The 13072-nt window shown below is 59.7% G+C and carries 10 protein-coding genes; 5 read left to right on the top strand and 5 right to left on the bottom strand.

The window, feature by feature from the left end; translation table 11 throughout:
- Nucleotides 1-33: 33 nt before the first annotated feature.
- Genes VI215_03700 through rfaE1 form a run of 5 tightly spaced genes read right to left on the bottom strand, consistent with a single transcriptional unit; the run spans nucleotide 34 to nucleotide 8926 of the window.
- Nucleotides 34-678 (bottom strand): DedA family protein, encoded by a 645-nt coding sequence (locus tag VI215_03700; protein HEY6191411.1) that lies wholly within the window; start codon nucleotides 676-678, stop codon nucleotides 34-36.
- A gap of 4 nt (nucleotides 679-682) precedes the next feature.
- Nucleotides 683-2869 carry a ribonuclease R gene (gene rnr, locus VI215_03695; protein HEY6191410.1) on the bottom strand — a complete coding sequence of 729 codons (2187 nt, stop codon included), beginning with the start codon at nucleotides 2867-2869 and terminating at the stop codon, nucleotides 683-685.
- Between the two features lie 11 nt (nucleotides 2870-2880).
- Nucleotides 2881-7392, bottom strand: a complete 4512-nt coding sequence (locus tag VI215_03690; protein HEY6191409.1) for a translocation/assembly module TamB domain-containing protein — start codon at nucleotides 7390-7392, stop codon at nucleotides 2881-2883.
- Between the two features lie 2 nt (nucleotides 7393-7394).
- Entirely contained in the window at nucleotides 7395-7883 is a 489-nt protein-coding gene (rfaE2, locus tag VI215_03685; GenBank protein HEY6191408.1) for a D-glycero-beta-D-manno-heptose 1-phosphate adenylyltransferase, read from the bottom strand.
- On the bottom strand, nucleotides 7883-8926 hold the full coding sequence (rfaE1, locus tag VI215_03680; GenBank protein ID HEY6191407.1) for a D-glycero-beta-D-manno-heptose-7-phosphate kinase: 1044 nt from the start codon (nucleotides 8924-8926) through the stop codon (nucleotides 7883-7885). The genes rfaE2 and rfaE1 overlap by 1 nt, the downstream gene beginning before the upstream one ends.
- Nucleotides 8927-9303: 377 nt before the next feature.
- On the opposite strand from rfaE1, the gene VI215_03675 reads away from it, so the two are divergent.
- The 5 genes from VI215_03675 to nuoD all read left to right on the top strand — a co-directional run bounded on the left by VI215_03675 (nucleotide 9304) and on the right by nuoD (nucleotide 12955).
- On the top strand, nucleotides 9304-10119 hold the full coding sequence (locus VI215_03675; GenBank protein HEY6191406.1) for an RNA methyltransferase: 816 nt from the start codon (nucleotides 9304-9306) through the stop codon (nucleotides 10117-10119).
- A gap of 230 nt (nucleotides 10120-10349) precedes the next feature.
- Nucleotides 10350-10706, top strand: coding sequence for an NADH-quinone oxidoreductase subunit A (gene ndhC, locus VI215_03670; protein ID HEY6191405.1), 357 nt, complete (start codon nucleotides 10350-10352; stop codon nucleotides 10704-10706).
- Nucleotides 10697-11233: an NADH-quinone oxidoreductase subunit B family protein gene (locus VI215_03665; GenBank protein ID HEY6191404.1), complete on the top strand. Its 537-nt coding sequence runs from the start codon at nucleotides 10697-10699 to the stop codon at nucleotides 11231-11233. The genes ndhC and VI215_03665 overlap by 10 nt, the downstream gene beginning before the upstream one ends.
- Complete coding sequence (locus tag VI215_03660) at nucleotides 11205-11687, top strand: NADH-quinone oxidoreductase subunit C (GenBank protein ID HEY6191403.1); 483 nt, start codon at nucleotides 11205-11207, stop codon at nucleotides 11685-11687. The genes VI215_03665 and VI215_03660 overlap by 29 nt, the downstream gene beginning before the upstream one ends.
- Nucleotides 11684-12955 carry an NADH dehydrogenase (quinone) subunit D gene (nuoD, locus tag VI215_03655; protein ID HEY6191402.1) on the top strand — a complete coding sequence of 424 codons (1272 nt, stop codon included), beginning with the start codon at nucleotides 11684-11686 and terminating at the stop codon, nucleotides 12953-12955. The genes VI215_03660 and nuoD overlap by 4 nt, the downstream gene beginning before the upstream one ends.
- Nucleotides 12956-13072: the final 117 nt, after the last annotated feature.

The following is a 13072-nucleotide window of genomic DNA, read 5'->3' as shown; positions in this document are numbered from 1 at the left end:
TCCTTCGGTCGCTACGCTCCCTCAGGATGACAACTACTTCTTCCTCTCCCTCCGGTGCTTCAGGTACTCCACCACCGCCGGGATCGTCGAGACCACGATGATGGCGGCGATCACCAGGGAAAAATTATTCTTGATGACGGGTATGTTCCCGAACAGGTACCCGCCCCACACAAACAAACCCACCCACGCTATCCCCGCCGCAATGTTGTACGTCATGAAGCGGCCGTATTTCATCGAGGCGATCCCGGCGACGAACGGTGCGAACGTCCGGATGATCGGCAGGAACCTCGCGAAGACGATGGTCTTGGCGCCGTATTGTTCGAAGAACCGGCGGGCCTTCTCCAGGTAGGCCATGTTGATCCAGCGGATTGTTCGTTTCTGCTGGAGGGTGGGCCCGACCAGGTAACCGATCCAGTAGTTCGTCGTATTTCCCGCGATCGCGGCGGCCGAAAGCGCCATGAACAGCCAGAACGGATCGAGGCCCCCGGTGGCCGAGATCGCCCCCGCCGCAAAGAGAAGCGAGTCTCCCGGGAGAAAAGGCGCCACCACCAGCCCGGTTTCGCTGAAGATGATCGCGAACAAAATCCCGTACGTCCAGAGCCCGTAGGCGGCGATCAGCTCGTTGAGATGGACGTCGAGGTGGAGGAGAAAATCGACGACTGTATGTAGGAATTCCACGCGGCTAGCGGCCCGGCTTCTCGTCCACCAGAGCGAAGTCCATCTGGCGTTCTTCCGGATCGACCCGGATCACCTTCACGGTGACCTTGTCGCCCAGCCGGTATCTCTTCTTCGTCCGGCGTCCGATGAGGGAGTAACGCTTCTCGTCGTAGACGTAGTAATCGTCCTCCAGGTCGCGCATGCGGATGAGCCCCTCCACGAGCAGGTCGGCGATCTGGACGAACATTCCGAAATTGGTGACCCCGGAGATGATCGCATGGAACACATCCCCGATGTGCCGCTTCATGTACTCCACCTGCATGACTTTCACCGATGCGCGCTCGGCGTCCGTCGCGACGCGTTCCCTGTCCGAGGCCTGCTTGCAGATCTGGGGAAGCTGCTCCGCAACCTCGAGCCTTCTCCGGTGCGGCATCTTCGCCGCGTATTCGCTGAGAAGACGGTGCACGATCAGGTCGGGGTAACGGCGGATGGGCGAGGTGAAATGCGTATAGTAGCGGAAACCGAGCCCGAAGTGGCCGATGTTCGTTTCGGAATAGATCGCCTTCGCCATCGAACGGATCGCCACTTCGTTGATGACGTTTTCCTCCTCCTTCCCCTTCACGTCGTTCAACAGCTTCTGGAGCGCCTTGCTCGTCACCCCGCCATGGAGGTTGAAGCTGTATCCGAGATGATCGACGAACGATCCCAGGTCCTTCAGCTTTTCGGGAGGCGGCTGATCGTGGATGCGGTAGACGAAGGGGTTGATATCCCCTTCCTTCTTCGCGAGCCCGATATGCTTCGCGACCACCTGGTTGGCGAGGAGCATGAACTCTTCGATCAGCCGATGGGCGTCGAGCCGGACTTTCTTGAGAATCTCCGCCGGCTTTCCCGTCTCGTCGAACCGGAACTTCGTTTCGACCGTTTCGAAGTCGATGCTTCCTTCCTTCAGACGCTTCTTCAGAAGCGTCTGGCTGAGGCCGTGCAAAAGCCCGATCTGAGCGGCGAAATCGCCCCTGCGCGTTTCGATAATCTTCTGTACCTCCTCGTATGAGAACCGGCGCTTGCTGTGGATGACGCTTTTCTCGATCCGGTAGCTCTCGACGGTTCCTTTGGGCGTGATGTCCATGATCGTGGAGTAGGTCAGGCGGTCCTCGCCCGGCCGGAGGCTGCAAATGTCGTTTGAAAGCCGCTCGGGAAGCATCGGGATCACCTCATCCGCCAGGTAGACGCTCGTCCCCCTTTTGAGCGCCTCCGCATCCAGCACCGACCCCTCCCGCACGTAGTGGCTCACGTCGGCGATGTGCACCCCCACGCGGAAATTCCCTCCGGGGAGGCTCTCGATGGAAACCGAATCGTCGAAATCCTTCGCGTCCTCCGGATCGATCGTGATGCAATCGGACGCTCGCAGGTCGAGGCGCTTCTTATACTCCTCTTTCGGGATGATGTGCGGGATGGCAGCCGCCTCGCTGTCGACTTCGCGTGGGAAGTGAAGCGGAAGCTGAAACTCGCGCGCAACGGCGGTCATCTCGGCGCCCACCTCGCCCGATTTTCCCAGGATCTCGACGACATGCCCCTCGGGGTTGACGTTCGGAGATTCCCACTCGTCGATCACGGCGACGACCTTCGAGCCTGGCCGGGCTCCTTTCGTCTTGCCCTGGGCGATATAGACGTCCCGCGGCACCTTCCTGTTGTCGGGCACGACCACGAAAAAGTTTCTGCTCTTCTGGAAAACGCCCACGACCGGCTGGCGGCTCCGTTCGATCACTTCGACGATTTCTCCCTCCGGGATCGCGTTCGCCCCCGCCTCCTTCAGGCGCTCGGACTCGAGCGCGAGGGGAACGACCGCGACGGTGTCGCCGTCAAGCCCGGTGCCGATGAAATTCGAGGGGATGGAGAGTTCCCCCGTGAGAGGCGGAAGCAGTTTCACGAACCCCGCCCCCTTTTTATTCATCGAGAGCGTTCCGACCATCCGGCGGCCCCGGGCGGTTTCTCCCGTGGGGGCCACGCCGTGGCCGTACTGCCGGTGGGCGCCGCGCTGGATCGTCTTCGACATATGCAGTTCGTTCAGGGCCTTCTGGAGAAGGCGGTACTCCGCCTCTCCGGTCATCGAGAGCCGGCGGGCAAGGACTCTCGACTTGAACAGTTCGTTCGGGTGCTTCGCAAGGAACCGGACGACGGATTCCTTGATTGATGCGAGATCGTATGATGGCATTGGTTTCCGGTTTAGAAAGAGAATCGATAGAACAGGCGGGCTTCGTTCGTTAGTTTTCGCTCCTCCGAGAGGTCTCCCTCGACCCGCCGCTGTATTTCCAGGAAGAGATTGTGGATTGAAGACGCTTTCAACACGTCTCCGAGGCTCATCGAGTAGCTGACGTTCGCGTTCCCGATGTCGTTAAGAATCTTGCCGCCGACCTGCCAGTACCCCTTGAACGCCTCGCCGCTGAGACGGACGTTCGCGCCCTGGCCGACGTTCCCGCCCTGGTAGTTCACCTCCGCGCTCCTGATGAACGGGAATTCCTCGCGAAGGAAATCCGAGAGGGCTCCGGAAAGCAAGCCCGTGGTGAACCCCGATCCAGCGGTGGCTCCCACGCTCGTCGCAATGTCGCCCCGTTCCCTCGAGGAGAGGTCGTCGCGGAACCTTCCGGTCAGGATGAAGGAGATCGCATCGGACTGCACGTCGCCTCCGCGCGCCTCCGAGGACCAGTCGACCGGCTCCTCGCCGGGCTGGAGCTGAACTTTCATCGACATGGCGAGCTTCGGCTCGTTCCGGGTGCCGGTGATGTTGAGCTGGACGATGACCTTCTGCAGCAGCGAATCGTGGGCCGGATCGGCCCGGTATCCCACATAGTTGGCCTCGATCTCAAGTTCCGGATTGTCCCACTGTCCCACAAACTTCAGTTTTCCCGACGCGTCGAACCGCTTGAAGAAATTGTAGTAGGAATTGGGAGAGACGGTGATCTCGCCGGTGAGGCTCATGTATCCCCGGTTATTGACAAGGCTGACCCTCCCCTCGAGCTCGGCGTAGAGTTCTTCGTTCGTGCTCGGGGTAAAGATCATCTTGATCGAGTTGTTCCCGCGCGTCTCGATGCTGAGATCGTACCGGAGGCGGTCCAGGAACGTCGTCTTCACGACATGGTCGTCGACCGGCCGGGCGATCGGCTTGATCTCATTCCCGGCATAGAACTTCGAGGGCCGGGTGGTCTGCGCGACCGGCTTGGAGGTGTCGTCGACGACGACGTAGTTGAGGGAGAGCTGGGAGCTCGATCCTTCCGCTTCGTAGGTCGGCGGTGAGGTCAGATTTGCGCCCTGGAGGTAGAGATTACCGCTCAGATAAGGATGGCTGATGGTCCCGACGAGATGGAGGCCTTCCGGACCGGTCGCGGTCGGGAGCGTGCCGTAAATTGCCGCGCGGGTCTTTTTCGTGGCGTCGCTCATCAGCAGGATCTGCCCGTTTGCGGTCAGGTCGAGCGAGTCGATCTGGTAGTTCTTGATGCTCAGCGATCCGGTCACCTGCATGTCCTCGGGAGCGACGGCCCGCTGGAGACTCCGTACCGCAAGGTTCTTCACCACGATCTTGTTCCGTGTCGCTTCCAGATCGGCGGCGAGCGCGTACGGGACATTGTTCGGCGCGAACGTAAAATCGACGTCCTTGAGCGTGATCGATCCCGAGTACTCGGGATCCCGGGGGGTGCCCGCGACCGAGATGTCGGCGTGCAACGTCCCATGGACGTTCTGAAACTCGCTGTGGAGCGGATCGAGCACGCTCAAATCGAACCCCTGGGAGACGACCTGAATGTTCTGCGGCTCGTCCGGGAACCGCTCTTTCACCCCTCCGAACGCGAGGTTGATGGGGAGGGTTCCCTTCACGCTGAGGCTCGGCACCGAATCCTTCTGCGATTTCTTGACCACGAAGTCGATCGTCGCGATCGAGTCGCGGTACCGGACGCCGGCATCGATCGATCCGATCCGGGTCTGCCTGTAGAAAATGCTGTCGCTCGTGGCGGTGAAGGTGATGACCGGGTGCGAAGTCGATCCCTCGAGGTGGAGCTTCGCGCTCGTGTGGCCGTGGAACGCCTGGTCCGGGCGCAGGAGGACGGGGTTGCGCGTCAGGAAGCCGAGCGAAGCGACGTCATAGTTGTTCAGGAGCGCGTCGAAATCGAACTCCCCGTTGTGATGAAGGACGCCCGTCAGGGAAAACTGCTCCCCGTTCCTCACCATCAGGGCGTGCATGACCCGGGTCCCGTCGGAATTCAGGCGGAACTGGACGTCCTGGTCGTTCTTCCAGCGGTACTCGCCCGACTTGAACGTCAGGCTGTCGAAGTCGAACGCGTACGTGTGGGGTTGAACCGCCGTTTGCCCCGCCATCACGATGGAGTAGAGGGAGTCGACGAACCCGTTGATCGCGATAGTCCCCTTGTAATTGTGGTACTCAAGGCGGAGGGAGAAGCTGTCGATGGTCATCCCGTTCACCAGGGCGTTTCCGACGCCCAGTTTCAACCCCGCGGAGAGCTGATCGAACGTCCGGGTGTCGGCCAGGGAATCGAGCTTGAGCGCGACGGTGGTCCGGTTGAGGAGGAAGCCCTGCTCGTAGGAACCGAGGAAGAACTCGTCGACTGAGCCGTTGCAGGAAAACGACAGTTGTTCGTCGGTGCCGTGGAGGGAGCCGGTCAGGGTTCCCCGCCCGTCGAACCGCTTTCCCTCGATGAGCGTGGCGACGGGCTCGAGGTCTTTGACCCGGAGCGTGTAATCGAAATCCATCCTCCGCTGCGCGGGGGTGTGCGGAGGAATGGCAAGCCCCGGCTGTTTCACCCTGATCGATTCCGCGGGGAGGGCGTGTTCCTGAATTGTTTCGAGAAGGTTGGCCGTCTGGTGGACGAGGACCGCCTCGGTCAGATCGAGATCGAACTTTCCGTTCAGGTCAAGGTCGAGGATCGAAGATTGGAGCGACAGCCGTTTGCTCTCGATATTGTGCTGATCGAGAAACACCCGGATCTCCTGCTCCGAAACATTGTGTCCCTGGAATATCGAAGGGTAGAGGGTCAATTTCGTGTCGCTGTTGAGGTCGTCGATCGTGCGGCCCGATCCGGAGACGGTTCCCTCCATCGTGATATCGCTCTCATACCGGGGATTGTCGAGAAGCCGCGCGAGGTTGATTCCCCGGAGTGCCACGTCGCCGCCGAACTCGGGGTGCGCCGGCGCGGAGAGGTCGGCATGAGCCGATATCGTTGCCTTCATCTTCTGGGCGGCGAGCATGACCGCGCCCTCCAGCTTGCGGGAGCGGGCAGAGACGGTCATCCGGGCGGAATCGAGAGTGATGTTCCTGACTCTGGAGGAATCGATCCGAATGGTGAGCGTCGAATTAAGCCCGTTGAGCGAAATGCCTTCGCCCTTCAGTCCCCCCGACGAGGAGAGGACCGCCTTCAGGTCCGGGTTCGTTGTGAGCGCGGCAATGTCGAGCCGGCTTGTGGTGAACTTCAGGCCGTAGGAGGGCTCCTTTTTTTCAAGATTGATTGTTCCCGCCACCTCGCAATTGCCGAATCCCCCTCTGAGGATGGTTCGGGTCCGGAAATTAAGCGGTTTTCCGACGAACTGAACGAAGAGCGAGGAGCGGCCGACTTTGCTGTAACGGGGCAGGTTCAATCCGGGCAGCAACCGGGACGCGTCGGAGGGGTTGATCGAGGGAGCCCCGACGAAGACGTCCAGATCGAGATGCTCCGCCTTTTGCAGGTTTCGCACCGTCCCGGAGACGTTGATGGCGTTGTCGTACGCCTTCACGTTCAGACGCCGGATCGTCAGGTCCCCGAATACTCCGTCGACAGCGAGATCGACGTAGGCTGAGCCCGCAAGGAAATCGAGTGGGGGAACGAGGGTTCTCAACTCGGAAAGATCGATGTTCCGGGCCTTCAACGTCACTTTTGTCGAGTCGCGGCGGAGGTCGTCGGTCTTTTGGGGCTCGAACAGGTTGAGCAGGTGGACCCCGCCGTCCAGCTCGATGTAGGAGCGGCTCGTTTGCGCGATGACGTTGTTCGCAAAGACTCCAGCGTGGGAGAGAGCGAAATCCCCGGTGATATGCGTCAGCTCGAATGCTGGCCGGTCGGAGTAGAAGCTCGAATGGACCAGGTGAGTCTGGATATCCTCTTTCAGGATCGAAGCCTTAAGTTGGACATTGATGTCTTTGAGAGAGAAACGGCCGTAATCAAAGTGCTTCAGCGTGTCCGGAAGCTCGCCTCTCATCGCGGTCGCCGAGGTCGAATCGAAGAGCGTGAGGATGCCGTTCTTCAATTCGAGATCGGTCAGGTAGATGTTCCAGCCGAACGTGCCCTTGGAGGTGTCGGTGCTCGGCTTTACCAGCTTCTCGTAATTCCAGTCGCCCTTCGCCGATCGGATGAAGTGAATCCGCGGCTGCTCGACGATGAAGTATTTGAAGGTCAGCTTCTTCTGCAGGAGCGTCAGCGGATCGTACTGGACGGTGACCTTCGCGGTCTTGACGAACAACTTGTCCCGGTAGTAGACCTCGACCGAATCGAGCGTAAAGCTGGTGATGAAATTCCCGCCGAGAGTTCCGAGGCGCACCGAGCCGTTCAGCTTGCTGGAGAGGGCGGAGACGAGAAGGATCCTGAATCGCTCCCTGAAGAAATCCGTCTGCGACATTCCCGCGACGAACAGAAGCATGACGGTCGTCAGCGCGGCGGCGTAGGCGACGATTCTGAGCGCGCGTTTGAGGATCATCTTCATGCTCAAACCCCCGATCGCGAGAACCTCTCGAGAATGCGCGCGATGAGGCCCGAGGAAGAGCGGTCGGGCACGACCTCGATGGCCGAAACCTTTCCGCCGGCCCTCTCGACGACGTCCTTCCCCACGATATCGTCAATTTTCCAGTCTGCGCCCTTGACAAGCACATCCGGAACAAGAGCGCTGATGATCTCGAGGGGGGTGTCTTCGGAGAAGACGCATGCGTAGTCGACGGGTGAGAGGTTTGCCACGATGTAGGCGCGGTCCGATTCATTCACGACCGGCCGGTTGCTCCCTTTGATCCTGCGCACGGAGGCGTCGTCGTTCACTCCGACGATCAGGACATCTCCGAGCGCCTTCGCCTTGCTGAGATACTCGATGTGTCCGCGGTGAATGAGGTCGAACACTCCGTTCGTAAACACCACCTTCTTTCCGTCCTCCCGGAGCCCGGCTCTGATCGATTTCAATTCTCCGATGCCGGCGACTCTCCCCATCAAGCGGCGCCGCCTGCGAGAGGCTGGTTCTTCGTGTCCCGCATCAACTGCACCCTCAGGATCTCCCGCAGCACATGCTCCGTCAATTCCTTTTTGTCGATCGGAACGATCCCGACATATCCGCAGACAATGCCCCCCGCAAAATTCGCAAGTGTCGCCGCTTCCTTGAGCGTCGCCCCGGCGGCGAGCGCCATGGTGAGCGTCGAGATCACGGTGTCGCCCGCCCCCGACACGTCCGCAACGGTGCGCGCCATCGTCGGAAGGTTGCTGACCGAACCGTCCGATTCGAAGAGCGACATCCCCTGGGCTCCAAGCGTGAGGAGGACTCCCTTCGCGCAGAGGCGGTCCAGCAATGCGCGCCCCGTGGATGCGATATCCTCCGGGCTATCGAGCTTGACGCCCATCGCTTCTTCGGCCTCTTTCCGGTTCGGCTTGAAGAGCGTCACATTCCCGTAGTCGAAAAAATTCTTGAATTTCGGATCGACCGTGATCGTCTTGCCGCACTCGTTCCCGAGCGTGATAATCTGCTTGATGAGGGTCTTCACGATCACGCCCTTGTTGTAGTCCTCCAGGATGATGCCGTCGAGGGAGTCGATGTTCCGGCGGAGCACGCTCAGAATCTTGTCCTGGATGATGTGCGAGACGTCGTTCCTCGATTCCCGGTCTATCCGGACGACGTGCTGGTTGTGGGCGATCACGCGGGTCTTGACGGTGGAGGGGCGCGATCCGTCGATCACGATTCCGTCGCGGGAGAATCCGCTCTCCTTGATGAGGTTGAAGAGCTGGTTCCCGCTGTTGTCGGCGCCGACGACCCCCACGAGGAGCGGTTCGCCGCCGAGGGATTTGATGTTCTGGGCGACGTTCGCAGCCCCGCCGAGACGGTCCTGCTCCGTTTCGAGGTCGATGACCGGCACCGGCGCTTCCGGAGAGATCCTCGAAACCGACCCCCAGAAGTACCGGTCGAGCATCAGATCGCCCACGACCGCGACCCGTTTCCCGTTCATCTTCGACAGGAGTTCTGTCAGGCGTTTTTCTGCTATCATCGTCAATTTTAAAAAATAATTTCCTTCAAAATATAGGCAGAACCGCCTTGATAATCAAGTAATTAGCCCCGCCGGAGCACCGCCAATTCATCTCGTCTCGTCATCCCGACATGTTTTAGGTCGGGATCTTTATTCTCGTTCCGCCGCTCTGCGCGGGAACGAATAATGTCTCGGACTCGGTAGCCGCAGGCTTTAGCCTGCGTCAAGCTGCACGCGACCTGAAGGTCGCACCTACCGATCTCTCGGACTCGGTAGGCGCAGGCTTTAGCCTGCGTTCTTTCAGTCCGGCAGGTGCCGGCCACCACCGCCGAGGTAGAGACCTTGGTTCTTGGTTTTCACTTGTTTATATTCACCGCATGATGAAGCAAGTCGCCCGCATGTCCCGTTCGACCTTCAAGTCGGTTCTCAAACTGACCCAGAAGAAGTTCCGAAAGGCAGAACGCAAGTTCCTCATCGAAGGGTCCCGGCTCGTGGAGGAGGCGTTAAAGTCCGATTGGGCCATCGAAATGCTGATGATCGCAAAACCGGCGCTCGAAGGGATGGAGGGAGTCAACGCGCTCAAGTCGGCGCAACAGAAAAACATCCCCGTCTATGAGATCTCGGAAGAGGAACTTCGGAAACTTTCGGAGACCGTGACCTCCCAGGGAGTCCTCGCGGTCGTTTCGATGAAAGAACAAGAGCCGGAAGCCTTCTGGAGCAGTCTTCCCAGGCAATCGGTCATCGTCGGATTCGACGGGATTTCAGATCCCGGAAACGCGGGCACCATGCTCCGGACATGCGACTGGTTCGGCGTCAACGGAGTCCTGATCGACCGGAACGGCGTCGAGCTCTACAGCCCCAAGGTGACGCGGTCGGCCATGGGATCGATTTTTCATCTCCCGGTTCTTACCGAAATTGACCTGCTTCAGTCGCTCCGGTTTGCAAAAAACCTCGGGTACCAGGTTTTCATCACGACTTCCTCGGGGGAAGCCGGGTTTCCGTCGACCCCGTTCCCTGAAAAGAGCATGTTCATCTTCGGCAACGAAGCCCACGGGGTGAGTCCGGGGATCATGCGGGAAGCGGATGGGCGCGTGTCGATCCCAAAATTCGGCAAGGCGGAATCGCTGAACGTCGCCATCGCCTGCGGCGTGATTCTCGGGAGCCTGCGGATTCCCAACACCATTGGCAAAGCAGAACGACCGTTGAGTCGGTAGGCGCGACCTTCAGGTCGCGTTGCGAAAAGACCGCAGCCTGAAGGCTGCGGCTGCCGGCCCGGTGCGGCAATCATTCCAACCAATCTCCTCGTTCCCACGCTCTGCGTGGGAACGCATACCGGGACGCTCCGCGTCCCAACCTGCTTGCGGCGCTGCGCGCCGCTTGCATTTCCCCCCTTTTTTGCCTAACTTTTCTCAGGAAGACACTCAAATTTAGCGATTCGACCCTCGTGCTGGCAAACTACATCCCCATCGGAATCATCTTCATCTGTGCCGTGGCATTCGGCGTTGTGATGTCGAAAGCAAGCGTGTGGTTCGGCCCGAGGAACCCCAGCGAGGTAAAGCTCTCCACCTACGAGAGCGGCATGGAACCGGTCCGGAGCGCGCACGAGCGCGTTTCGGTCAAGTATTACATGGTCGCGATGCTCTTCATCCTCTTCGACATCGAAGTGGTCTTTCTCTACCCCTGGGCGGTTGAATTCCGGAAGCTCGGAATTGCCGGATTCGTGGAGATGCTGGTCTTCATCCTCATCCTGATGCTCGGATACCTCTTCCTCTGGAAAAAAGGAGCCCTCGAATGGGATTAGGAAGCGCCGAAGAAGGCTTTGTCACGACCCGGTTGGACGATCTGATCGGTTGGGCGAGGAAGAATTCCCTCTGGCCGATGCCGATGGGAATTTCCTGCTGCGCCATCGAGATGATGTCGTTCGCCGGCCCCCGGTATGACGTCGCCCGGTTCGGGTCGGAGGCCTTTCGATTTTCGCCCCGCCAGAGCGATCTGATGATCGTCGCGGGCACGGTCACCTACAAAATGTCCCACGTCGTCCGGAAGATCTACGATCAGATGCCGGATCCGAAATGGGTCATCGCCATGGGAGCGTGCACTTCCACCGGCGGAATGTACCGGTCCTATTCCGTGGTGCAGGGGATCGATCTCTTCGTCCCCGTCGATGTCTACGTCGCCGGCTGTCCGCCCCGTCCCGACAATCTCCTGAAGGGTCTGATGGAGGTCCAGGCGAAAATCAAGCGGGGTGAGAAGCCCGGCCAGCGGGAAAAAATCTATATCCCAGAAACTGCCGACCTTCATGAAAGACAAGATCCTCGAACGAATTAACGCCGGATTTAAGGATTCGATCGAGTCTGTCAACGAGTACCGCGGCGAGCTGACGCTCGTCGTGAAGAAGAGCGACATCGGGCGGCTTTGCAAATCCCTTCATGACGATGAGGAACTCAGTTTCGATTCGCTCCGGGATGTCTGCGGCGCGGATTACTCGCGGCCCACCGACCGGTTTGAGGTCGTCTACAACCTCTATTCCCTGAAGAATCTCTTCCGTCTCCGGCTCAAAGTTCGAGTCGACGAATCCGACATGCACGTTCCCTCGGTCACCGGCGTTTGGACGGCGGCGAACTGGCCCGAGCGGGAAACCTACGACATGTACGGCATCCTCTTCGACGGGCATCCGGACCACCGGCGCATTTACATGCCCGAGGAATTCGAGTATCACCCTCTCCGCAAAGACTTTCCCCTCATGGGCATCCCGGGTTCACTTCCGCTGCCGAGGAAATGACCCGGACGCCTGAGCGCGGGCAGAAATCCGCGGACCACGCAAGCCAGAGGATCCTCCGGGCCCTGGAGGATCAGGATACGAGCGTCATGTTCGACGATCCGCTCGAGCATGATATGGTGCTGAACATGGGCCCGCAGCACCCCGCGACTCATGGAGTCCTGCGCATCCTGCTGCGCCTCGACGGCGAGACGATCGTTGCGGCGGTTCCCGACCTCGGATACCTCCACCGCGGGTATGAAAAACTCGCCGAGAACATGTCGTATCATGAGTTCATTCCGCACACCGACCGGCTCGATTACCTTTCCCCGCTCGCCAACAACGTCGCATACGTTCTCGCTGTCGAGAAGCTGGCGGGAATCGAAGCGCCGCCGAGGGCGCAGTACCTCCGGGTCGTCTGCGCCGAGCTTGCCCGCATTGCTTCCCATCTGGTCTGGCTGGGGACGATGGCGATGGACGTGGGTGCGGTCACCGTCCTGCTATGGGGCTTCCGCGAGCGCGAGAAGCTCCAGGACATCTGGGATGTTCTCACGGGAGTCAGGTTCACGACAAGCTTCACGCGCGTCGGAGGAATGGCGAACGACATTTCGGGCGAAGCGATCACAATGATCAGGACGTTCCTCGACAGTTTCCCCGCGGCTCTCTCCGAATCCACCCGGCTCCTGGTCAGAAACCGGATCTTCATCGACCGGTGCGAAAACGTGGGATACATTTCGAAGGAAGCCGCAATCAATCTGGGACTTACGGGTCCCATGCTCCGGGCTTGCGGGGTGGGGCATGACCTGCGCCGCGACGAGCCGTACCTGGTCTACAAGGATTTGGAGTTCGATGTCCCGGTTTATAACGACGGCGATGTGCTCTCCCGTTTCTACGTCCGGATCGAGGAGATGAAGGAAAGCGCAAGAATTCTCCGGCAGGCGCTCGAGAAAATGCCGGCGGGCCCCGTCAATGCGGCCGATCCCAAGCGCGTCCTCCCGAAAAAAGAGCGGACGTACGGCAAGATGGAAGAGCTGATCCATGATTTCATGATCGTAAACTTCGGGATCAACCCCCCGATCGGAGAGATTTATCACGCGATCGAGGGGTCGAAGGGGGAGCTCGGCTTTTACATCGTGAGCCACGGCGAAGGGTATCCGTGGAGGCTGAAGATCCGTTCCCCTTCATTCGCCAACCTTCAGTCCCTTCCCCCCATGCTCAAGGGCGGGATGATCTCGGATGTCGTCGCCGTGATCGGCAGCATCGACCCGGTGATGGGGGAGGCGGACAAGTGATCGCCCATCCCAGATCGTCGTCCCGAAATGGTCAGGATTGTCATCCTGAGCGCAGCGAAGGATCTCCATCCTCATCATCCCGACATGCTTCTGGTCGAGACCTTTTTGCCGCTCGTC

This window comes from Bacteroidota bacterium (genome assembly GCA_036522515.1).
Classification (GTDB): domain Bacteria; phylum Bacteroidota; class Ignavibacteria; order UBA10030; family SZUA-254; genus VBOC01.
Note: the sequence above shows the minus strand (reverse complement) of the source record. Positions and strands in the feature narration are given on the sequence as shown.

Excerpts from the sequence above, each read along its gene's own strand:
- VI215_03690 (HEY6191409.1), bottom strand. The coding sequence starts at position 7,392 with ATGAAGATGATCCTCAAACGCGCGCTCAGAATCGTCGCCTACGCCGCC.
- nuoD (HEY6191402.1), top strand. The coding sequence starts at position 11,684 with ATGACCCGGACGCCTGAGCGCGGGCAGAAATCCGCGGACCACGCAAGC.
- rnr (HEY6191410.1), bottom strand. The coding sequence starts at position 2,869 with ATGCCATCATACGATCTCGCATCAATCAAGGAATCCGTCGTCCGGTTC.
- VI215_03675 (HEY6191406.1), top strand. The coding sequence starts at position 9,304 with ATGTCCCGTTCGACCTTCAAGTCGGTTCTCAAACTGACCCAGAAGAAG.
- VI215_03665 (HEY6191404.1), top strand. The coding sequence starts at position 10,697 with ATGGGATTAGGAAGCGCCGAAGAAGGCTTTGTCACGACCCGGTTGGAC.
- rfaE1 (HEY6191407.1), bottom strand. The coding sequence starts at position 8,926 with ATGATAGCAGAAAAACGCCTGACAGAACTCCTGTCGAAGATGAACGGG.
- rfaE2 (HEY6191408.1), bottom strand. The coding sequence starts at position 7,883 with ATGGGGAGAGTCGCCGGCATCGGAGAATTGAAATCGATCAGAGCCGGG.
- VI215_03660 (HEY6191403.1), top strand. The coding sequence starts at position 11,205 with ATGAAAGACAAGATCCTCGAACGAATTAACGCCGGATTTAAGGATTCG.